Source organism: Pinisolibacter sp. DMC100 (genome assembly GCF_056313705.1).
In genome coordinates this window covers 676,233-694,951 of the sequence record NZ_JBQUZT010000001.1, presented here as the reverse complement: position 1 = coordinate 694,951, position 18,719 = coordinate 676,233, and the positions used below count along the sequence as shown (strand labels likewise).

Annotated in this window: 17 protein-coding genes and 1 CRISPR repeat array (1 of these 18 only partly in view); of the genes, 4 read left to right on the top strand and 13 right to left on the bottom strand. The window is 67.6% G+C overall.

Annotated features, from left to right (window positions below; translation table 11 throughout):
- Positions 1-2,227: direct repeats of the CRISPR family, unit length 32 nt; unit sequence GTTTCGATCCACGCCCCCGCGAGGGGGGCGAC (it extends 1,180 nt beyond the left edge of the window).
- 198 nt (positions 2,228-2,425) lie between these two features.
- From cas2 to ACT541_RS03210, 10 genes are all read right to left on the bottom strand, one after another.
- Complete coding sequence (gene cas2, locus ACT541_RS03255; protein WP_476134229.1) at positions 2,426-2,716, bottom strand: CRISPR-associated endonuclease Cas2; 291 nt, start codon at positions 2,714-2,716, stop codon at positions 2,426-2,428.
- A gap of 7 nt (positions 2,717-2,723) precedes the next feature.
- Positions 2,724-3,758: a type I-C CRISPR-associated endonuclease Cas1c gene (cas1c, locus tag ACT541_RS03250; protein ID WP_476134228.1), complete on the bottom strand. Its 1,035-nt coding sequence runs from the start codon at positions 3,756-3,758 to the stop codon at positions 2,724-2,726.
- Positions 3,755-4,426, bottom strand: coding sequence for a CRISPR-associated protein Cas4 (gene cas4 / locus ACT541_RS03245; RefSeq protein WP_476134226.1), 672 nt, complete (start codon positions 4,424-4,426; stop codon positions 3,755-3,757). Before cas4 ends, cas1c begins: the two co-directional genes overlap by 4 nt.
- Before the next feature lie 16 nt (positions 4,427-4,442).
- On the bottom strand, positions 4,443-5,396 hold the full coding sequence (gene cas7c, locus ACT541_RS03240; RefSeq protein WP_476134225.1) for a type I-C CRISPR-associated protein Cas7/Csd2: 954 nt from the start codon (positions 5,394-5,396) through the stop codon (positions 4,443-4,445).
- The gene (cas8c, locus tag ACT541_RS03235) at positions 5,393-7,255 is read right to left on the bottom strand and encodes a type I-C CRISPR-associated protein Cas8c/Csd1 (protein WP_476136015.1); all 1,863 of its coding nucleotides are present in this window, start codon (positions 7,253-7,255) and stop codon (positions 5,393-5,395) included. The genes cas7c and cas8c overlap by 4 nt, the downstream gene beginning before the upstream one ends.
- Positions 7,252-7,917 carry a type I-C CRISPR-associated protein Cas5c gene (gene cas5c, locus ACT541_RS03230; RefSeq protein ID WP_476134224.1) on the bottom strand — a complete coding sequence of 222 codons (666 nt, stop codon included), beginning with the start codon at positions 7,915-7,917 and terminating at the stop codon, positions 7,252-7,254. The genes cas8c and cas5c overlap by 4 nt, the downstream gene beginning before the upstream one ends.
- A gap of 133 nt (positions 7,918-8,050) precedes the next feature.
- Positions 8,051-8,182, bottom strand: coding sequence for a hypothetical protein (locus ACT541_RS03225; protein WP_476134222.1), 132 nt, complete (start codon positions 8,180-8,182; stop codon positions 8,051-8,053).
- Between the two features lie 28 nt (positions 8,183-8,210).
- Positions 8,211-10,472 (bottom strand): CRISPR-associated endonuclease Cas3'', encoded by a 2,262-nt coding sequence (locus tag ACT541_RS03220; protein WP_476134221.1) that lies wholly within the window; start codon positions 10,470-10,472, stop codon positions 8,211-8,213.
- A 187-nt stretch (positions 10,473-10,659) separates the two neighbouring features.
- Positions 10,660-11,160 (bottom strand): hypothetical protein, encoded by a 501-nt coding sequence (locus tag ACT541_RS03215; protein WP_476134219.1) that lies wholly within the window; start codon positions 11,158-11,160, stop codon positions 10,660-10,662.
- Between the two features lie 92 nt (positions 11,161-11,252).
- Entirely contained in the window at positions 11,253-11,642 is a 390-nt protein-coding gene (locus ACT541_RS03210; protein WP_476134218.1) for a hypothetical protein, read from the bottom strand.
- 211 nt (positions 11,643-11,853) lie between these two features.
- Here ACT541_RS03210 and ACT541_RS03205 point away from each other — a divergent pair, with 211 nt between their 5' ends.
- Both ACT541_RS03205 and ACT541_RS03200 read left to right on the top strand, forming a co-directional pair.
- Positions 11,854-12,057, top strand: coding sequence for a helix-turn-helix domain-containing protein (locus ACT541_RS03205; protein WP_476134216.1), 204 nt, complete (start codon positions 11,854-11,856; stop codon positions 12,055-12,057).
- A gap of 89 nt (positions 12,058-12,146) precedes the next feature.
- Positions 12,147-12,440, top strand: coding sequence for a hypothetical protein (locus tag ACT541_RS03200; protein ID WP_476134214.1), 294 nt, complete (start codon positions 12,147-12,149; stop codon positions 12,438-12,440).
- Between the two features lie 50 nt (positions 12,441-12,490).
- Here ACT541_RS03200 and terL read toward each other — a convergent pair whose 3' ends face one another.
- Genes terL through ACT541_RS03185 form a run of 3 tightly spaced genes read right to left on the bottom strand, consistent with a single transcriptional unit; the run spans position 12,491 to position 15,796 of the window.
- Positions 12,491-13,924: a phage terminase large subunit gene (gene terL, locus ACT541_RS03195; RefSeq protein WP_476134213.1), complete on the bottom strand. Its 1,434-nt coding sequence runs from the start codon at positions 13,922-13,924 to the stop codon at positions 12,491-12,493.
- The gene (locus ACT541_RS03190; protein ID WP_476134211.1) at positions 13,924-14,361 is read right to left on the bottom strand and encodes a DUF5681 domain-containing protein; all 438 of its coding nucleotides are present in this window, start codon (positions 14,359-14,361) and stop codon (positions 13,924-13,926) included. Before ACT541_RS03190 ends, terL begins: the two co-directional genes overlap by 1 nt.
- Complete coding sequence (locus tag ACT541_RS03185; RefSeq protein WP_476134209.1) at positions 14,351-15,796, bottom strand: site-specific DNA-methyltransferase; 1,446 nt, start codon at positions 15,794-15,796, stop codon at positions 14,351-14,353. The genes ACT541_RS03190 and ACT541_RS03185 overlap by 11 nt, the downstream gene beginning before the upstream one ends.
- A 1,014-nt stretch (positions 15,797-16,810) precedes the next feature.
- Here ACT541_RS03185 and ACT541_RS03180 point away from each other — a divergent pair.
- The gene (locus tag ACT541_RS03180; RefSeq protein WP_476134207.1) at positions 16,811-17,824 is read left to right on the top strand and encodes an AraC family transcriptional regulator; all 1,014 of its coding nucleotides are present in this window, start codon (positions 16,811-16,813) and stop codon (positions 17,822-17,824) included.
- A gap of 108 nt (positions 17,825-17,932) precedes the next feature.
- The gene (locus ACT541_RS03175; RefSeq protein ID WP_476134205.1) at positions 17,933-18,673 is read left to right on the top strand and encodes a serine hydrolase family protein; all 741 of its coding nucleotides are present in this window, start codon (positions 17,933-17,935) and stop codon (positions 18,671-18,673) included.
- Positions 18,674-18,719: the final 46 nt, after the last annotated feature.

Below are 18,719 nucleotides of genomic sequence, written 5' to 3'. Positions count from 1 at the left end.
GTGTTCTGGGAGGCGTTTCGATCCACGCCCCCGCGAGGGGGGCGACCGCGCAGGAATGCCTCGACCAAGTCACCATCGGTGTTTCGATCCACGCCCCCGCGAGGGGGGCGACGCGTAGTCGAGTGGAGGCACGTCCGGGAGCTGTTCGTTTCGATCCACGCCCCCGCGAGGGGGGCGACTCGCCGGCTTCGCCCTATGGGCGTGGCTGACGCCGTTTCGATCCACGCCCCCGCGAGGGGGGCGACGCGCCACGATGACCCGAGGCGACGACCGGAGATGTTTCGATCCACGCCCCCGCGAGGGGGGCGACGATAAGCCTCCATCACCATATGGCGGAAGAATTGTTTCGATCCACGCCCCCGCGAGGGGGGCGACTGCGGCGCACGGCCGAAGCGGGGTGCGAGGTCATGGTTTCGATCCACGCCCCCGCGAGGGGGGCGACGGCCCGGGCGCTGGCGCTCCTCGAGGCCGAGCAGTTTCGATCCACGCCCCCGCGAGGGGGGCGACAAGCTCCTCGGTGACCAAGGACTGAATGGCGGCGGTTTCGATCCACGCCCCCGCGAGGGGGGCGACCGCACGGCGGACCTCGGCCACAGCATCGTCCATCAGTTTCGATCCACGCCCCCGCGAGGGGGGCGACACGAAGAGCAGGATCGCGAGCGCGAGAGCCCACCGGTTTCGATCCACGCCCCCGCGAGGGGGGCGACCCCGCCGTGCTCGGGGTGTCACCGTAAGTAGTGCCGTTTCGATCCACGCCCCCGCGAGGGGGGCGACGCGGGCTTGCTCCTGGCGCAACAGGCCGGCCTGGGCGTTTCGATCCACGCCCCCGCGAGGGGGGCGACGTGCGGCAATCCCGCCTGGACGCACCAGTCCTTGTTTCGATCCACGCCCCCGCGAGGGGGGCGACCCTGTCGGCGATCCAGCATGGTGATGTTCGACCGGTTTCGATCCACGCCCCCGCGAGGGGGGCGACCCGACGATCGCCGCCAACAGGCTCGCCCGCGGGGTTTCGATCCACGCCCCCGCGAGGGGGGCGACCGGTCTTGACCGCATAGGTCGTCGCGCCGCCGTCGTTTCGATCCACGCCCCCGCGAGGGGGGCGACGTCGCCGGGGTTATTGATGTAGCCGAGGCACGCGTTTCGATCCACGCCCCCGCGAGGGGGGCGACGCGATCGTCGGCTTCTTCCCGCGGCCGGCGTAGAGTTTCGATCCACGCCCCCGCGAGGGGGGCGACATTTCAGTTTTTGCGCATCGCTCGAATTGGAGGAGTTTCGATCCACGCCCCCGCGAGGGGGGCGACGTAGATCGGGCGACCCTGGGCGAGCGGGGACACGTTTCGATCCACGCCCCCGCGAGGGGGGCGACGCTTCGACGCATTCTGGACTGCTAATCCCGAGAAGGTTTCGATCCACGCCCCCGCGAGGGGGGCGACACGGGTTACCCTCGCCGACGCCGGCGACGTCAACGTTTCGATCCACGCCCCCGCGAGGGGGGCGACGTCGCCGTTTCGGCGGAGGAGGCGGCATGACATCCGTTTCGATCCACGCCCCCGCGAGGGGGGCGACCGGTGGCAAGGCGCATGCGACAGCGCGGGTTCTCGTTTCGATCCACGCCCCCGCGAGGGGGGCGACTCTCGCCGAGCCGGGCACGCCCGCGTTCGAAGCCGTTTCGATCCACGCCCCCGCGAGGGGGGCGACGGGGGACGATGGCCGCCCGGTCGCCGACGATCTTGTTTCGATCCACGCCCCCGCGAGGGGGGCGACTGATTGATCCGTCGGCCCGGACGACCTCGTAGCGGTTTCGATCCACGCCCCCGCGAGGGGGGCGACAGCGGGTGACGATGGTCTCGGGATCGGGGACGGCGTTTCGATCCACGCCCCCGCGAGGGGGGCGACCCTGACCGGGTGGGGAGAGTGTCGCGGTGCACTGGTTTCGATCCACGCCCCCGCGAGGGGGGCGACCGGCTCGCATTCCAGAAATTCCGGGTTGAATATCCAGTTTCGATCCACGCCCCCGCGAGGGGGGCGACGCGGCGTCGAGACCCGCGCACGGGCCGACAAGGCGTTTCGATCCACGCCCCCGCGAGGGGGGCGACGGCGCGTCCCGATCTCTCCGGTCTCGGTTGGAGCGTTTCGATCCACGCCCCCGCGAGGGGGGCGACGGTAGGCCCGACGCCTCGGCGCGGGTGGCGACCGTTTCGATCCACGCCCCCGCGAGGGGGGCGACCGTCCATCTCTAACGCGTTCATTCCCATCCACAAACCGCCGAGTGCGCGCGAACTCCGCGTCGCCGTGTCGAGACAGGCGGCTCCGTCGCCGGCCGTCTTCGGAAAACGTCTTCGTCGTCATCGGGTTGATTGCAGTGCGAACCTTCCTGCTCTTCGGTGCATGCTCGTGGTTCGCACCGGTTCGCGGGATGCCGGTCTCAGACGATCAGCGGTCCGTCGAGATCCGTCGCCGGCTTCGCGCCGACGTGCTCGACGCGGCGATGCCAGTTGGCGCCGAGCATGTAGTAGCGCAACGAGTCGTGGTCGGGATCGATGATCGCCTCGAGGCGGGCGCGCAGGGCCGTCCACTGCGCCGGGTCGACCTCGATCTCGAAGACCGAGAACTGCACGCGTTGCCCGTAGTCGCGGCAGGCCTTGGCGACGCGGCGCAGGCGGCCGGCGCCACCGGGCTCGGAGGTCGCGACGTCGTAGGTGACGAGAACCATCATCGGCGGGTCACTTCCAGAGCCAGGCGGGATAGGCGTCGATGTCGCCGCGCAGGCGGCGAGCGAGAAGCTGCGCCTGGAGATGAGGCACGAGGCCGTAGGGCGCGACCTCGTCCAGGAAGGGATGGCGGCGCTCCTCCTTCTTGCGTTCGGTCCAGGCGGCGAGAACCGTGCGGCGGCCCTCCTCGGCGAGCCAGACGGCACCGCCGTCGCGGCGTTCGAAATCGGCGGCGCGTAGTTGCCTTCGGTTGATCAGCGCGAGCGCCAGACGGTCGACCAGAACCGGGCGCAGCTCCTCCATCAGATCGAGTGCGAGGCTCGGGCGGCCGGGGCGATCGCGGTGGAGGAAGCCGACGGCCGGATCGAGCCCCACGCCCTCGAGGGCGCTGCGGCAATCGTGAACGAGCAGCGTGTAGAGGAACGACAAGAGCGCGTTGACGCAATCGAGCGGCGGTCGGCGGGACCGGCCGGCAAAGCGCATCTCGGGCTCGGGTGCGCGGATCAGCCGGTCGAAGACCGAGAAATAGAGCCGCGCCGCGTCGCCTTCGAGCCCGCGCAACTCGTCCGCCTCGACCGGGGCCAGCATCGCGCGGCGTATGATCCCGGCCATGCGGTCGATCACCTGTTCCAGATCGCCGCGTGCCTCGGGGGCCATGTCGGCGCCGTGGTCGCGCAGGGATCGCGAAAGAACGGCACGCTGGTTGGCGACCTTGCCGCAGACGAAACCACGGACGTAGTCGACCGGGGCGTCGGCGGCGCGATATTGGGCGCGGCGCAGGAGCACGTTGCCGGAGACCGGCCCCTCTACCCGCGCCTGGAACCGGCCGACGCGATCGAGCAGGACGAGCGTGATGCCGGCGCTGGCGCAGGCCGCGATGGTCGCGGGCGAGAGCAGGATGGCGCCGAAGACGACCACGGACTGCAGCCGGTGGAGCGGCACGCGCAGACGTTCTTCGCCTTCCACTTCGACGACGAGGTTTTCGCCGTCCTTCTTCACGGCGGCGCCTTCGGTCGTGACCCAGAGCGTGTTGAGGAGTTTCTTCATGGCACTTCCGGCGGGTGCTCGGTTGGATCGGTGAGATCGTTCATCAGGCGTCGCTCCATCCAGGTCCGCGCGGATCGACCGCCGAGCCGCGGGGAGCAGAGATCGAGGAGCGAGCAGGCGCGACACCGATCGGACCGGTAGACGGCGGGCGGCGTTCGCCCCTCGGCGACCATGGCGACGAGCGCCGTCGCGGTCGCTTCCGTCTCCCGGCGGAGCGCATCGTCGAAGGGCACACGCAGGCGCCGCCGCGTCTCGCCGTAGAAGAGCGCCCCTTCCGGCACGGGCTGCCCGAGCGCCTCCTCGAGCGCCATGCCCTGGGCACAGAGCTGGATCTCGTCGGCGCGATGGAGCTTGGGCGCGCCGCGCTTGAACTCGACCGGCAATGCCGTCTCGCCACCCGCGCCGTCTGCGGTAAACTCGACGAGATCGGCGACGCCCGCCACGCCGAGCCGGCGCGAGCGCAGCGGCAGGGCGGTGACGCGACGCACACCCTTGCGGCGTCGGCTGCCCGGCTCGTCGGCGTTGACGTGCAGGACGCGGCCCTCGGCGGTGAAGCGGTTCTCCGCCCACAGCCGTTCGACGTGGATCAGGGCCGCCTGCCGCGGGCAGTAGTGCATGTGCTGGAGGGCGGAGAGGGGCAGCGGATCGTCGCCTTCGTCGTCGTCCATCGCGCCCTCCGCTCGTTCAGAGAAGTTCGAGGATCTCCACGCCCTCGGGCAGACCGGCCTTGTCGACGGCGATCCGATAGTCGGTGAAGGCGCGCGCCGGCGGCAGGTTGTCGAGCCGCGCGTCGCCGATCGGGATCGTGTCGTCGCCGGAGGCGCGCCCCGCCGTCACGCGCTCGAACAGCGCATGGGCGGGAGCGTTGCCGAGGGCAGAGGCGTGGCGGAAGACGATCAGCCGGCGCGCCGCCATCTCGCCGCGTGCAGCGGAGCGGTCGTGCTCGAACAGGTTCGCCAGCGCCTCGAAGAGGAGATCGAGATCGGCCTCGGAGAAGCCGGTTCGCTCGGCGAGCTTGGCAGAGACGAAGCCGTGCACCCGGTAGAGCCCGTAGGGCACGACATATTTCCGGCCCATGGTGCGGTTGTCGGTGCGTTCGTCGCCGTCGGAGCCCTCGTCGCGCTTGGACTTTTCCTCGGCGTTGGTCGCGGCCATGCGGGTGATCGAGATCTCCAGCGGCAGCACCGGCTCGACCGATCGGCCGAAGGCGAGCTGCACCGGCCCGCGTACCTGCCCGCAGTTGATGCCGGTCGACATCACCGCGCCGAAGGTGCGCACGTCGAAGAAGTTGTCGCACATGAAGGCGGTGAGCGCGGCGGCTTCCACATCGCCCTTCGGATTGAGCTTCTTGTCGGTGTCGGCCTTGGCGTCGCCGGGGCGCACCGCCTTGTAGGCCTCGCGGTGCTTGTCGTTGAGGATCGCGCCTTCCGAGACGTAGATGCGGAAGCGCTGTTCGTCGCCCTTGGCCAGTTCGACGTAGTTGCGGATCTTGCGCTTGAGGCTGACGTCGGTGACGAGGCCCTGATTGGTCTCCGGATCGAGGCGCGGCAGATTGCCGGCGTCCGGGTCGCCGTTGGGATTGCCATTGGAAACGTCGAAGAACAACACGAAGTCGTGGCGGCGGCCGAGGGTGGTCATTCGTTCGTCTCCTTCGAAGCGGTTTCGCCGTCGAGCGCGGGTTGATCGGATGCAACGAGATTTTCGGAGCCGCTCTTGTCGCTCTTTGCAAAGCGCTGGTGGAAGTAGCCGACCTGGAACCGGCCCTGCTCCTGAAGCCGCAGCGACTTCGGCATGTTCATCTCGAGTTCGGACCAGACGGATCCCATCTCTTTCTCAAGCCAATGAGCAAGCCTCTTCTTGGCCGGGTCCTTGGCTGCGGACGAGAGATGATGCATGCCGTTCTTGACCAGCATCGGAAAGATCTGGGCCGGAGCGGTACATGCACCTCCGAAGTAGCGGTCCCGGATGGTCGCGTTGACCTTTCCGAGCGCCAAGAGCTGGCACTTCTCGAGCAGGGCAAACAGACGGCCCAGACGATAGGCAGCGTTCGGTTCTTCTCGATCGAGGGCCATCGGCAGAGACTCCCTGACGCCACTGAGGCGATCGTTGCGATTGATGACGGCTCGGCAGATGGCCGCACGACGTGCTGTTACCCGTCCTTGCTCGGCGCGAACGCGACGACACACGGCATCGAGCAGAGAAAGGGGGTATCGCCCTCCAGAGAGGATCGCCCGCATGATCTCTCCCGACAGATTCGGTGGAGGGTCAGACCCTTGGGCCTTTCGCCAGACCGTCGTCCCGCTCTGAACACGAGGAACATGGACCGCCGTTTCTTCTGCAAGCATCCACGCCGCCAGTTGCCGAACGGGAACGGGAGGTTCGATCTGCAAATCTCGATGGTGAGCGAGCAGATTCTCGGCGATGTGTTGGAAATCATCTTCGAAATAGAACCGGACCGAGATCCGCGCGGCGTTGGGCGCCAGACCGAGGACGAAGAAGCGGACGCCCTTCGGCAGATCGACGGCGAGGTCGGCGACGGGCAACCCCTGCCGGACCTTCTCGAGCACGGCGCCGACCTTCGAGGCCTCGGCGGCCTCGTCGACCTCGCCGCCACCCATGAAGTCGGCGAACCAGCCCTCCGCGAAGTCGACGGCCTCGGCGTCGGTGGCGTCGGCCCAGAACACGGTCGAGGCGTCGCCGATCTGGATGCGGCGCCGACTGCCCTTGGCGAGGAAGGCGTTGAGCGCCGTCACGTAGGCGAAGGCGGCGAATTCGGAGACGGGGGCGTTTTCGCCCTGTTCGTGGCCGTAGGAGGTGAAAGCATCGAGGTTGAAGGAGACGAGCGAGGCACCCGACGACTGGGCATTCCACACCCCCTTCACCGCCGGATGCAGACGGGCGATCGGCCCGCGTTCGCCGGTGACGAGGCAGGCGGCCTCGGTGCCTTCGCTCGACGCCAACCGTGCCCAGAGGGCGCGCGCGGCCGGGCGATCATGGATGCAGAAGATCTTCATGTTCGGGCCGTGCATCTCGGAGGCGAGTGCGAAGACGACGTTCTCGTCCTTCATCTCTTCCGGCCACTCGGCGGTTGCGAAGGTCTCCGGCGTCCAGGCCTCGAGAAAGCGACGCAGCGCCAGGAGGCCCGGATCGGTCGCCTCGGCGAAGAGTTTCAGATGGCGGTCGCGAAAGGCGGCGCGCTCCTGAGCGAGGCGCTTGCCCTCGCCCGCCGTCACGCCCAGCGCATAGGACGTCTTGTCCCAGAAGGTGTTCGACGCGACGCCCGACGTCCGCTTGACCGGAGCCGGCACCCGCATCATGCGGGGCTCGCGCTTCTTGCCGGTGTCGCCGCGCAGGTCGATCGGGGCACCCACCACCGAGCCGTCCTCGGCGAGCGGGATCAGGAAGCCGATCTTCTCGCTCGAGAAACCGAAGGACGGCACTTCGCCGCGTTTCTCGAGGCGCTCGTAGGCGCGAACCAGAGAGGCGAGCGGGCTCATCGGCGGATCTCCGTCGAGCCGGGTGCCGGCACGCGCATCACGCCGTCCTCGAGCCGCGCCCGGAAGAACAGCGACGAGCGATCGCCAGCATGGTCGATGTCGAAGAGCATGAAGCCGAGGTCGCGGGTCTCCGTGATCGCCTTCGGCATCGGCGTTTCGGGGGGAATGAGTTCGAACCGGGCGGGGAACTCCCGCGTGCCGAGGCAGGGCTGGTGGAAGCACTGGCCGCGCGCGGCGCGCCGGTTGAAGATGTCGAGGTGCTTGCCCTCGTTGTCGTCCGGTCCGGCCTTGGCCGTCGCCTCGAAATGCGCCTCGATGACATAGGCGACGTCGACGAGCACCGTGGCGGCGCGCTGCTGGCGATCCTCGTCGACGCGTAGGCGCAGATCGCCGAGGTCGCCCGACTTCATGGCAGAGCGGATCTTGGTGACGGGAGCCTTGGAGCCGACCTCGTTGCGCCGGATCGACTGAAAGCGGATCGGCTGCAGCACATGGATGGCGTCGATCACCCAACGAATGGCGGGCTTCCAATGGATCGCCTCGAGCAGACCGCGCGCCGCAGACGGCGTCATCACGTCGTAGGAAACCCGCTCGACCTTCATCTCGGGACGGGTGAAACAGGCGAGATCACCGGAAACGAGAAGTCTGACGCCATAGGGCATGGGTGGCTCGCCCCTTCGGTCTTTCTATCAATGATTGATTTCTGACACTTGTTTCAATCCACGTCGAGGTCGCCACAGCGACTTCAACGACCTTTTTTGAAGGGGCGAGCCTGAGGAAGGCCCTATCACTCCATCACGAGCGGAACCATCCCCACACGCCGGCGATCACGATGAGATTTGCGACCACGGCGACAACTCGCTCGAATTCAGACCACGACAGCTCAGGCATGACCCTCTCCTCGATCCACGGGTCAAAGATGGACATGGTCGCAATTTACTTCAAGTGCCAGAATTCAACAAATCAGGAAATCTGTGTCGTGCCCGCCCGCCACCTCCCAGCGCAGGCCGACGGCGCGATCGTAGAGCGCGTCGTCGGCGAGCACCGCGAACTGGTCGCCGTGCTCGCTTTCGCCGACCAGCCGGACGGCGCCACGCGCCATGAGTTCGGCCCGCGCCTTCGGCGGGATCTGGACGAGGAAGCGTTGCAGACCGCGCGCCGCCACCGCAGGTGGGATCCAGCCCTTCTCGAGTTTGTCCAGGACCGCCTTCGCCTCCGGATCGATCGCCACGATCACCGGCGCCATCTCGCTGTCGATCAGGCGGAAGCGCTCGCCCACGTCGCGGTAGCGGAAGTGGGGCACGCCGGCGGAGACCACCCAGGCCTTCATGACCTCGTGGACGTCGAGCCGGTCTTCGCCGTATTGCCAGAACACTTCGCGGAAATAGTCGCGCATCGCCGCGTTGGTCGTCGGATCGGCGTGATTGGCTGAGGCCCGCGCCGCGGCGGCGGCGAGACCCGCGATCTCGCGCGGCGAAGGTCGATCGGCGGGGCGGAAGACCGTGACGATGCTCTCCTCGATCGGCCGCTTGCCCTCGCGATTGCAGCGCCCGGCGGCCTGCATGATCTGGTCCAACCCGGCTTCGGCCCGCCAGACGCGCGGGAAGTCGAGGTCGACGCCGGCCTCGACGAGGCTGGTCGCGATCAGGCGGCAGGGCAGGCCATCCTTCAACCGCCGCCGCACGTCGTCGAGGATGCGCAGGCGATCGGCTGCGTATTGGCGTGTCGTGAGGTGAACGGCGCCCTCGAGCCCAGCGTCCCGCGCCATCCCGAAGAGGGCGAGCGCATGGGCGCGCGAGTTGACGATCACCAGAGCCTGCTCCGTGCCCTCGAGGGCCGACACCAGCGCCTCGTCGTCGAGCGCGCCCCCCGCGACCAGCCGCACCCGGGCGAGCGTCCGGTTCAACCGGTCGGGCTCGGGTGCCAGTTCACGCGACGGATCGAGCGCCAAACCGTCGGGGAAGCCGTCCGCCACGCCCAGCGCCGGCTGCGTCGCCGTGCACAGCACCACCGAGGTGCCGTAGCGCGCGGCGAGTTCATCGATCGCGGCGACGCAGGGGCGCAGCACGGGGCGCGGGATCGTCTGCGCCTCGTCGAGCACGATCACCGCGCGCGCCAGATTGTGCAGCCGCCGCGCTCGCGAAGGACGATGGGAATGGAGGCTCTCGAAGAGCTGGACGTTGGTCGTCACCACGATCGGTGCCGCCCAGTCCTCCATGGCGAGGCGGAGCTTGTCGCGCGCCTCGCGTGCGCCGAACCGGGCCTCGTCGATCGACGAATGATGCTCGAGCACCACGTCGTCCCCGAGCACATCGCGGAAGATCTTCGCCGTCTGATCGATGACGGAGGTGAAGGGGATGGCATAGACGATCCGCTCGAGCCCGTGCCGCCTGGCGTGATCGAGCGCGAAGGCGAGCGAGGCCAGCGTCTTGCCGCCGCCGGTCGGCACGGTGAGCGTGAAGAGGCCCGTCGGCTTCTCGGCGCCTGCGCGGACATGGCCGAGGATCTCGCCGCGCAGACGATTGACCGCCGTATCCGGGGCCGCCGCCGCGAGGTCGCGCATCTTCGTATCGAGGCGGACGATCAGGTCGTCGACGACATCGGGGAGGCGCGGCCAGTCGCGGTCGGGCGTCTTGCCCTCGGCCTTCGCGTAGAACGCCTCGGTGTCGCGGAAGTCGGCATCGACCAGCGCCGAGAAGAGCATGCGCCCGAAGAAGGCGAGCGCACGGGGGGCCTTCTCGGGATCGATCTTCGTCTTCCCGATACACCCGGGCCAGAGACCCGAGACGTCCGGCGCAATCTCGCTCCGCCAGACCGCATCGAGCGGCGCGAGATCGCGGCCGAGACGGTCGTCGAGCGCGCCGGCAGTCCCGACGCTGTCGGGAAGCCCGGCGTGGTGGCCCGCGATGGCGTGGGCGACGAGGCGCGCGATCATCAGATCGGGCCCGACCTTGCCGGCTGCCGCCGTCGCCAGCTCGATCACCGTCCGTGCGCCCGCCGTGGCGTGGTCGACCTTCTCGCCCTTGTCGCGGATACGGCGCTGGAAGGCCGCGGAATACTTGCCGAGATCGTGCAGGAGACCGGAGAGTCGCCCGGCGCGACCCGCGCCGAACTTGGCGGCGGCCCCCTCGGCGAGATCGGCGACGCCGATCAGGTGATCGACGAGCGGTTGCCACTCGGTTTCGGGGCGGTCGGCGAGAGAATGGGCGTGATGCATCGGCATGCCTCCCTGCCGAAATGAATGGTTGCTTTCGATTGATGGACAACCAATCAGGTTTTCGGCGGCATGAACAGACCGGCTGCCGCACACGCCGAGCTCCCCGCGGAACATCGCTTCATCGAGCTCGCGGAAGATGCGGTTAAGGGCGCGCGCGGCCGCGCCCATACTCCGAGCCTCGCGTTCGTCACTTCGGTTGCTGACGCCCGAGGATCTCTCCCTCCAGCGTGAACCAGTAATTGAACGAGACGCCGCCGGCGTTCCTGCAGGTGACGAAGAACGTCGGTCCCTTGCCGAACGAGGCGGTCCTCGACGGGGAGTAGGCGAGGGTGCCGGGATCGATTTCCGCGCATCCGGCGACCTTCGGCCAGGTGGCTTCGACCGCGGCGACCAACTGCTGCCGGTAGGGCTTCGTCTCGGCGTCCCAGTAGAAGTCGGCCTCGACATGTTGACGGCGCGCGGGAGGGTTGGAGCTCGAAGGCGCGGGGGTACTTGCCGGCGGGCTCTGTCGAGACAAGACGACACCGACGGCGATGATGCCGATGACGACGATCGCTCCGGCGACGATCGCCTTGACGAAGCCCGCATCGTCGGCGGGGCGCGCACGTCGGGTTTCGCAGGTCGGGCAGCGGGCTTCGGCATTCAGGTCGCCGCCACAGTGGCGGCATTTGGCGAGATTGGCAGTCATGTCGACCATGATCCTGGATCGGGTTGGCAGAAGGGCTGGATGTCGCGGGCCTTCACGGTCGGTCCGCGCCGGCACGGGACGAGCGCGTCGCGTCACTGGCCGGCGGAGAGCGCGCGAAAGCCCTTCACGACCGCGCACTGCCGAAGGAACCGCTGGGCATCGGGAGTGAAGCGAACCCGGGATTGCTCGGGATCCTGTTCCGGCGATCCGTGCATCAGGATCTCGGTGCACGACTGGACCATCGTCTCCCAGGACCACACGCGATCCCCGCCGTTCTTGTCGAAGGAGCGCTGGAGGAAGCGCTCGACCTGCTCTTCCTGGATCTCCGCGATCCCGACGCCGAGGACCGCGAAGGCCGGGGCGGTCGCCAGAAGGGAGGCGGCGAGAGCGAGTGCCGCGCTCGGGAGGTGTCGGATGCGGCGCCGGGAGCGGTCTGCGGATCGAGCGTCCGTGGTCGTCGTCACGATGGTGTCGGAGGTCATGGGGGTCTCGTCGGGTGAGGTGTCGGCGCGGGCGCCGTTCGGGTGTCGGAGCCCCGGCCGAAGCGATCGCCCGGGGGCTGGGTGACCGCCGGCGGGGAGTCCATGTCGACGATCAGTGACGGCATTGCCCATGCTCGCGCCGGCTGTGTCAAGTCGAATGTCACTGATCGTCGATAGACGGATCGTCGACATCGGGACGACCTTCCCGACCATGGACATTCGCGAACGCCTCGGTCTGAACCTCAGGCGCCTGCGCCAGGAGAAGAGCTGGTCGCAGGAGGATCTCGCGCACGAATCCGGTCTTCATCGCACCTACATCAGCGACCTCGAGCGGATTGCCCGCAACCCGACGATCACCGTCGTCGAACGGCTCGCGCAGACGCTCGGCGTGAAGGTCGGCGAACTCCTCGACTGAGTGGCCTCGCCCAGGATGCGACTGGACTTCCGGGCACCGACGAGCGTCGGTGGCGGACAGGGACCAGACCGCGAGCGAGGCACGGCAAAATGGCGAAGAGGGCATCGAAGAGGGCTTCGGCGCATCGTGGCGTCGAGCGCGGCGGTCGCGAGGCGGTGTTGTCGTCGGGGGTCGGCGCGATGCGCTGGCGCCTGCTCGAGGCCGCGACGCGGATCGAGGCGGCGGCCGAAGCGTTGGAGCGTGGCGACGGATCCCGCGCCATGGAGCATCTCTTCGAACTGGAGCCGCTCGTCTTCGACACGGAGCGCGTCCTGTCGGCGCTGTTTCTGCTCGCCCGCGAGGCGGACAGTTCGCCCGGGACGGCCGGTGGCCGAGGGCATTGAAGCAGGCGAGGCTCGGGATCAGTCCCGTCGCCTTCTTCCTGTCACTGCGGTCACCGTCTCGGGCGCCCCTGAGGCCGGGGCCGCGTCGCCGGCCGCTGCTGCTCGACCGGGGTGATCCGCGTCAGTTCGTGCAGCGCCTGACTGGTACTGTCGACCTGATCGTCGTTCCGCCCCGCGGGGAAGGCCAGCAACTCGCCGAGGTAGTCGCCGAGCCAGGGCGCCGCGGAGGGCAGGAACACCTGGCCGGCCTCGAAGCGCGCCGACTGGGCGAGGAGGCGCGCGGTCTTGTCGAAGCGGGGCGCGCGCAGCACCGGATAGAGCTCGCCGGTCCGCCTCAGATCCTGGGCGATCGCGCGACCGAGGTCGGTCTCCTCGATCACGGTGATGTCGGCCCGATGCTCCTTGTGGACCGCGACGATCCGGCGGCGCAGATCCGGCACCTGCCAACGGCCGCGAACGACGTCGAGAAGGTAATAGGTCTCTCCGATCGCGCCCCAGACCGTGCCGACGGACCAGTCGGAGGTCTCCGTCGTGGTCGAGGCCGTGTCCCACGAGCAGATGGTCCGCTCGAAGGCTTCGGGGCGCTCGTCGTAGCGGCGGATCCACTCGCGCCGAATGACGTTGCCCTCGGCCGGGATCGGGGCCTGCTGATACTGGGCGGAGAAGTTCAGGGTGCCGAGGTTGCGTCGCAGCGCTTCGAGCACCTCCATCGGCTCGCGTTCGGGATGGAGCAGATCGCCGGCCCGGCGATGGAAGACCTGATGCGGTTCGGGACCCGTCCGGTAGGCCGCGTCTTCGACGGCGATCGCCGGGATCGACACCACCTCCCAGTCTTCTTTCGACAGGACGTGGCCGACGAGATCGTCCTCGTGCAGACGCTGCATGACGATGACGATGGCGCCGGTCGTCTTGTCGTTGAGGCGACCGTAGAGGGTGTTGTCGTAGAACTCGGCGACGCGCCGCCGTTCGGCCTGCGACAGGGCGGCGAGCAGGCCCTTGATCGGGTCGTCGATGACGATGAGATCGGCTCCGCGGCCGAGGACCGCGCCGCCGACCGAGGTGGCGAGCCGGTAGCCGCCGCGCGTCGAGGCGATCTCGTCGCGGGTGGCACGGTCGATCCGGAATTCGGGGAAGGTCCTCGAGAACCAGGGGCTCTCGAGGACGGTACGGGTGTCGGCGCCGAGCTTGCGGGCGAGCTCGGCGGCGTAGGAGACCGCCATGATGCGTTTGTGGGGGAACGTCCCGAGCATCCAGGCGGTGAAGCCGATCGAGACGGTGATCGACTTCATGGACCGCGGCGGCACGTTGACGATCAGACGCCGGCACTCGCCGCGCGCCACCCGCTCCAACTGGTGGGTGATCGCGCGGATGTGCCAGTTCTCGCGGTACGGGGTCGCCGGTTCGAGCGCTGCGAAGCAGCGCTCGACGAAGGCGGTGAGGTCCGTCCGGAGAATGGCCTCGATCAGTCGACGGCGGTCGGACATCAGGCAGCCTCCCCGTCATCGGTGGGGTCCCCGGCGGCACGACGCCTCCGGAGGAACCGCTCGATGATCTCGTCGTCGGTGCTGCTGCCGTCGTCGATCGCGGTGTCACGACTGCCGGCCGTCTGCGAAACAAACCTCTCCATGAGCATCACCAACACCCGCACCGCAGGAACGTTGCCGCGGGCTGCCTGATTGGTGACCTGCTCCAGGATCGCCTCGAGCTTCGTAATTTCGACCGACTTGCCCTGCATCGTCAGACGCACGGTTCCCCGCGTGACACGGGTCAGCATCTCCCCGAGGGTCTCGTCGTCGCGACGCGCCTTCTTCCGCCGACCCTTCGGATTGCCGGAGCATCCCTTCTCGAAACGCGTGTGGCGCGGCGGCTTGCGGTAACCGACTTCGTAGTCGTCATCGTCGTCGTGGTTTTCATTCGTCATCGGAGGTCTCCTTGGTCTCGGTGGTGGTCGCGGGGGACGCAGAGGCGGCACGCTCGGTGGCGGTCTCGGCGAAGGTCTTGCCGGTCTCGGCATGGACGGCCGGACGCCCGGTCAGCTTCTCCCAACGACGGATCGTCAGGTCGACATACGCGGGGTCGAGCTCGATCAGGCGGGCATGACGACGGGTCTTCTCGGCGGCGATCAGGGTGGTGCCGCTGCCGCCGAAGGGGTCGAGGACGAGACCGCCCGGCTTGGAGCAGTCCTTGATCGCGTCCATCACCAGGGCACAGGGCTTCACCGTCGGGTGCGACGCCAGATCCTCCATCCGACCGCGGCGGAAGGTGTTGGCCCCCGCGTAGGTCCAGACGTTGGTGCGGTAGCGCCCATGGGCGCCGAGCGCGATGTTGTTGACGTGGGGCGCCTTGCCCTTCTTCCAGACCGGGATGAGCTCGTGCTGGGAGCGATAGAGGGAGCCCATGCCGCCGTTGGTCTTCGACCAGCAGACGATGTTCTTCAACGCGTCGAAGACGGCATGACCGGCCTCGAGCATCTCGTGGAGATGGGCCCAGTCGATGCAGGTGAAGATGATGGCGCCGTCCTCGGCGACCTCGGCGATCCGCTCGAAAGCCGTCTTCAGGAAGGCGACGAACTCGGCTCGGCTCATCTCGCCGGAGGCCATCGCGAACTCGCGATGCCTGACCTTGCCGAGCCCGCCGACGTGGCCGTCGACCTTCACGTTGTAAGGCGGGTCGGTGAAGACCATCTGGGCCAGTCGGTTGCCGAGAAGGATCTCGTGGACGATCGCTTCGAGGGCGCTGCCGCAGGCGATCCGGTGGGTGCCGAGATCCCAGACGTCTCCGAGCCGGGTCACGACGACGGCGCCGGCGGTCTGCGGCAACGCGTCGGCCGGATCGGCCTTCGGCTTCTTCTCCGGCGGCCCGTCCAGGATGATCTCGATCTCGGCAGTCTCGAAGCCGATGTCCTCGACCAGTCCGTAGTCGAGGACGACGAGTTCGGCGGTTTCGATCTGCCTGAGCTCCTCGTCCCAGCCGGCCTGCAATGCGAGATAGTTGTCGGCGATCCGATAGGCGCGCTTCTCCGCGTCGCTCATGTGGGAGAGCACGATGGTCGGGACATGCTTCATGCCCAATCGCTTTGCCGCTTCGAGCCGTCCGTGGCCGACGATCACTTCGCCGTTCTCGTCGATCAGGAGCGGGTTGACGAAGCCAAAGCGAAGGACGCTCCTCATCAGTTTGTGGATCTGCGCCTCGCTGTGCGTCCTCGCGTTGCGTGGCGAAGGCTTCAGATGTGCGACCACCCGCCGGGTGATGCAGAGATCGAGCGACGCGAAGAGATCTGCCTCCGACGGCGTCGGCGCCGCGGTGGGTACGGGTGGCGGCACCGGCCTCGGCCGACGGCGGAAGGGAATGTTCATGCGAAGTTCCTTGCTTTCCTGGCGCTCGGCAAGGCGATCCCGTTCTCGGAAGACGGACCGCGGTCGCGTCTGCCGAGTGGTCGTGCCCCCGAGTGGCGGCTACTGATGTGAGGGCCTGGAAATCAGGCCACGTTCCGAGTTCGATCGGACCTTTGGCCCGATCGCCAATTTAGATGATGGCGAATTGGCAAGAACGCAAGCGGTTTCAAGCAAAGTACTCTCTCTTCGTCAGAACAAGCAGACAACACTGTCTCTGTCAACTCGCGAATACGCCACACAGTGACGTAATAAAGCGATGTAATGCGCCGGTTATTTGTACAAATACTATGAAATTGCGGAGTACAAAAATTTCTCACGGCCTTTCTCGAATCTCGATACGGAGCGAGACTGGCCGTCTTGGGGGATTTCATTGAGGTGCCGCGCCGCGCCGACTGGGAGGCTCAAACCCCGAGGCACTCGAATCGAGGGTCAATCTTGGCGCGGGTGCGAGGCTGCGAAGTATTCGGTGCCACGCGTTTGAGCGAGGCGAGCGGTGCAAAGGGGTCCAAGCACGACGCTGATCCACGCGACGGGACGCTCCAGGGTCGCGGGCTTCGTGCGGGGCACGGCCGGCAATGTCCTTCTCGTCTGGAAATTTCCAGTTCCGGATGGTGGAGAAAAAGCGGGCAGCAGGTCATTCGAACGCGGGCCGACCACATCCTCTTGCGCGCGATCGGCGCGCCGCCGGCGAGCTTTTCGACCGGACCCGCTGGACGTGGACGTTCAGATCGAATCCGCCAGCCAGCCCCTGGGGCGGAAGGTCGCAACAGTCACACAAAGCGGTCCTTGCCGATTTCCATGAAACGTCGGAGGTTCGTACCAGCGAATGCGGCGGTCGTCGCCGGAACCGGGCGATCGGCAACAGGCCGTCGAGCCGATGAGAAATCCCGATGCCGCAACCAGCCCGCCGCCGCGGCCGAAAGCGGCAAATTCGACTTTGCGGTATTCCCAGAGGCGACCGCGGACAAATGTAAGATGCTCGAAACAGCAATGATGCTCGATGGTCGGGAGGCAGAGATCGGTCGCGGCGGCCGGTCGCGATCCCGCGATTGGGACGAAGTTGCCGAGTTCTGTAGAGCGGTCTACATGCCGTACAGGGTGCAACCGGTGGAGCGCTTCTGCAATCCCGACGCACTCATGCTGTCGACTACGATAGGGCGGGTGACGATGACCCGCTTCTGCTACGGCACGGCGGTGCATCTCGACCGCTTCGATCCGGCCGCCGGCAACATCTTGGTACTCAACACGCTGACCGGAGGACTGCGACATCGCGGCGACGACGAGCCGGTCGTCACGCGGGCCGGCGAGAGCTTCGTCGTCGACTGCTCCCGCGCCGACTACTGGCTCGACGGCGACGTCGACCATCTGCAGCTCAACCTGACGGTGTCCCATCGTACGATGGAGGAGACGGCCGAGCGATGGTTCGGCTTTGTGCCCGACGACCGGCTGTGGGGGCGGCGGGTCAAGTTCGGCGGGGCACATTCGCGCTGGCAAGCGTTGCTTGACTATGCCGCTCGAACGGCGTGCGCCGACCTGCCGATGCCGCCCGACGGCGTCTTCGGGCGTCATCTCGAGGAGATGATCTGTCTCGATCTCCTGCGCGAGTGGGCCGAGGGCGCCGGTGTCCGCCTCGATCGTGGGGGCGGCGGGGCGGCTCCGCACTATGTGCGCCGAGCGGAGGAGATCCTGCGCCAAGAGGCCCGCGAGGCGCCGACCGTGGCCGAGGTCGCTCGTCGCATCGGCATTTCCGCACGAACGCTGTCGGAGGGCTTCCGGCGTTTTCGAGGCGTCTCGCCCAGGGCGTTTCTCGCAGCACGGCGGCTGGAGGGCCTGCGCGCCGATCTCAGCAACGCGCCACCCCACCTAACCGTGACCGACATCGCGATCGACTGGGGTTACGTGAATTTCGGCGCGTTGGCCGGTGCCTATCGCCGCCGCTTCGGGGAGCTGCCCTCGAAAACCCGTAGCCGAGTCCGTGCGGGCGGCTGACCCGAGCGCTCCGTTTTCTTCCGATTCCGGACGGTCCCTGCCGATTCCAAGCGGATTTCGTCCGATTTGCGGACGACCCTCCCGGGCACGAAACTCGGGAGGAAGTCCATGAACGATCCGACGGGCATCTGCGATCCCTCCGTGTTGTGCAGCATCACGGGCGAGCGCCGAGTGCCCGGGGTGGCCGCCTGCGTGACCGATCGTCACGGCGACGTCTATCGCCGCGCCGCGGGCGAACGCCGTCTCGGCGGGGAGCCGGTGATCGAAGGCTTCGACGACGCAGGCCGGCCCAAACTGCGGCGACCTCGCTCCGCGATCGCCACCCGCCAGCTGATGCTGCACGCCGCCAGTTTCGGTTACGACGCCTTCGACGAAGACCATCCTCGTCTCACGAGCGACCTCGACCAGCCGTCGGTGACCACGAGGTGCCAAACGGCTCTCGCGACACCGCTGGTTTTCGGTCCAGGCGAGCGACGGGAATATGGCTCCAGCATCGACTGGGCCGGGCAAGTGGTGGAGAGCGTCCCCGGCGAACGCGATCCCGGGTCTCCCCGCGTCGCTTTCACCCTGCGGCGGCGACCCCTGCGGTCCTCTCCCGTCCGACAGAGCGGCCATAACATGCGGCAAGTTCCATTCCTCCGGTTATACGCACGCCAACCTGCCCCCTCGGCATGGGCGACGGCGCTTCCGACGCAGAAATCCGCCACCTGCTCGCCTGCCGAGGCATCGCCCGGCCGATGCACGGCGACCGCCTCGATGACTTCGGTTATGGCTCCGACCGGCAGCCCCCTGCTGGTCCACATTAAATCGTTATTTTTCAACTGCTTATATAATTGGCACGCTTCTTGATAAAAGAGGTCGCGGCTCGACGCTGCCATGTTCCCAGGAAGAGGAG

What these genes read in the sequence shown, in the direction of transcription:
- cas2 (WP_476134229.1), bottom strand. Translation starts at nt 2,716, where the DNA reads ATGATGGTTCTCGTCACCTACGACGTCGCGACCTCCGAGCCCGGTGGC.
- cas1c (WP_476134228.1), bottom strand. Translation starts at nt 3,758, where the DNA reads ATGAAGAAACTCCTCAACACGCTCTGGGTCACGACCGAAGGCGCCGCC.
- cas4 (WP_476134226.1), bottom strand. Translation starts at nt 4,426, where the DNA reads ATGGACGACGACGAAGGCGACGATCCGCTGCCCCTCTCCGCCCTCCAG.
- cas7c (WP_476134225.1), bottom strand. Translation starts at nt 5,396, where the DNA reads ATGACCACCCTCGGCCGCCGCCACGACTTCGTGTTGTTCTTCGACGTT.
- cas8c (WP_476136015.1), bottom strand. Translation starts at nt 7,255, where the DNA reads ATGAGCCCGCTCGCCTCTCTGGTTCGCGCCTACGAGCGCCTCGAGAAA.
- cas5c (WP_476134224.1), bottom strand. Translation starts at nt 7,917, where the DNA reads ATGCCCTATGGCGTCAGACTTCTCGTTTCCGGTGATCTCGCCTGTTTC.
- ACT541_RS03225 (WP_476134222.1), bottom strand. Translation starts at nt 8,182, where the DNA reads ATGTCCATCTTTGACCCGTGGATCGAGGAGAGGGTCATGCCTGAGCTG.
- ACT541_RS03220 (WP_476134221.1), bottom strand. Translation starts at nt 10,472, where the DNA reads ATGCATCACGCCCATTCTCTCGCCGACCGCCCCGAAACCGAGTGGCAA.
- ACT541_RS03215 (WP_476134219.1), bottom strand. Translation starts at nt 11,160, where the DNA reads ATGACTGCCAATCTCGCCAAATGCCGCCACTGTGGCGGCGACCTGAAT.
- ACT541_RS03210 (WP_476134218.1), bottom strand. Translation starts at nt 11,642, where the DNA reads ATGACCTCCGACACCATCGTGACGACGACCACGGACGCTCGATCCGCA.
- ACT541_RS03205 (WP_476134216.1), top strand. Translation starts at nt 11,854, where the DNA reads ATGGACATTCGCGAACGCCTCGGTCTGAACCTCAGGCGCCTGCGCCAG.
- ACT541_RS03200 (WP_476134214.1), top strand. Translation starts at nt 12,147, where the DNA reads ATGGCGAAGAGGGCATCGAAGAGGGCTTCGGCGCATCGTGGCGTCGAG.
- terL (WP_476134213.1), bottom strand. Translation starts at nt 13,924, where the DNA reads ATGTCCGACCGCCGTCGACTGATCGAGGCCATTCTCCGGACGGACCTC.
- ACT541_RS03190 (WP_476134211.1), bottom strand. Translation starts at nt 14,361, where the DNA reads ATGACGAATGAAAACCACGACGACGATGACGACTACGAAGTCGGTTAC.
- ACT541_RS03185 (WP_476134209.1), bottom strand. Translation starts at nt 15,796, where the DNA reads ATGAACATTCCCTTCCGCCGTCGGCCGAGGCCGGTGCCGCCACCCGTA.
- ACT541_RS03180 (WP_476134207.1), top strand. Translation starts at nt 16,811, where the DNA reads ATGCTCGAAACAGCAATGATGCTCGATGGTCGGGAGGCAGAGATCGGT.
- ACT541_RS03175 (WP_476134205.1), top strand. Translation starts at nt 17,933, where the DNA reads ATGAACGATCCGACGGGCATCTGCGATCCCTCCGTGTTGTGCAGCATC.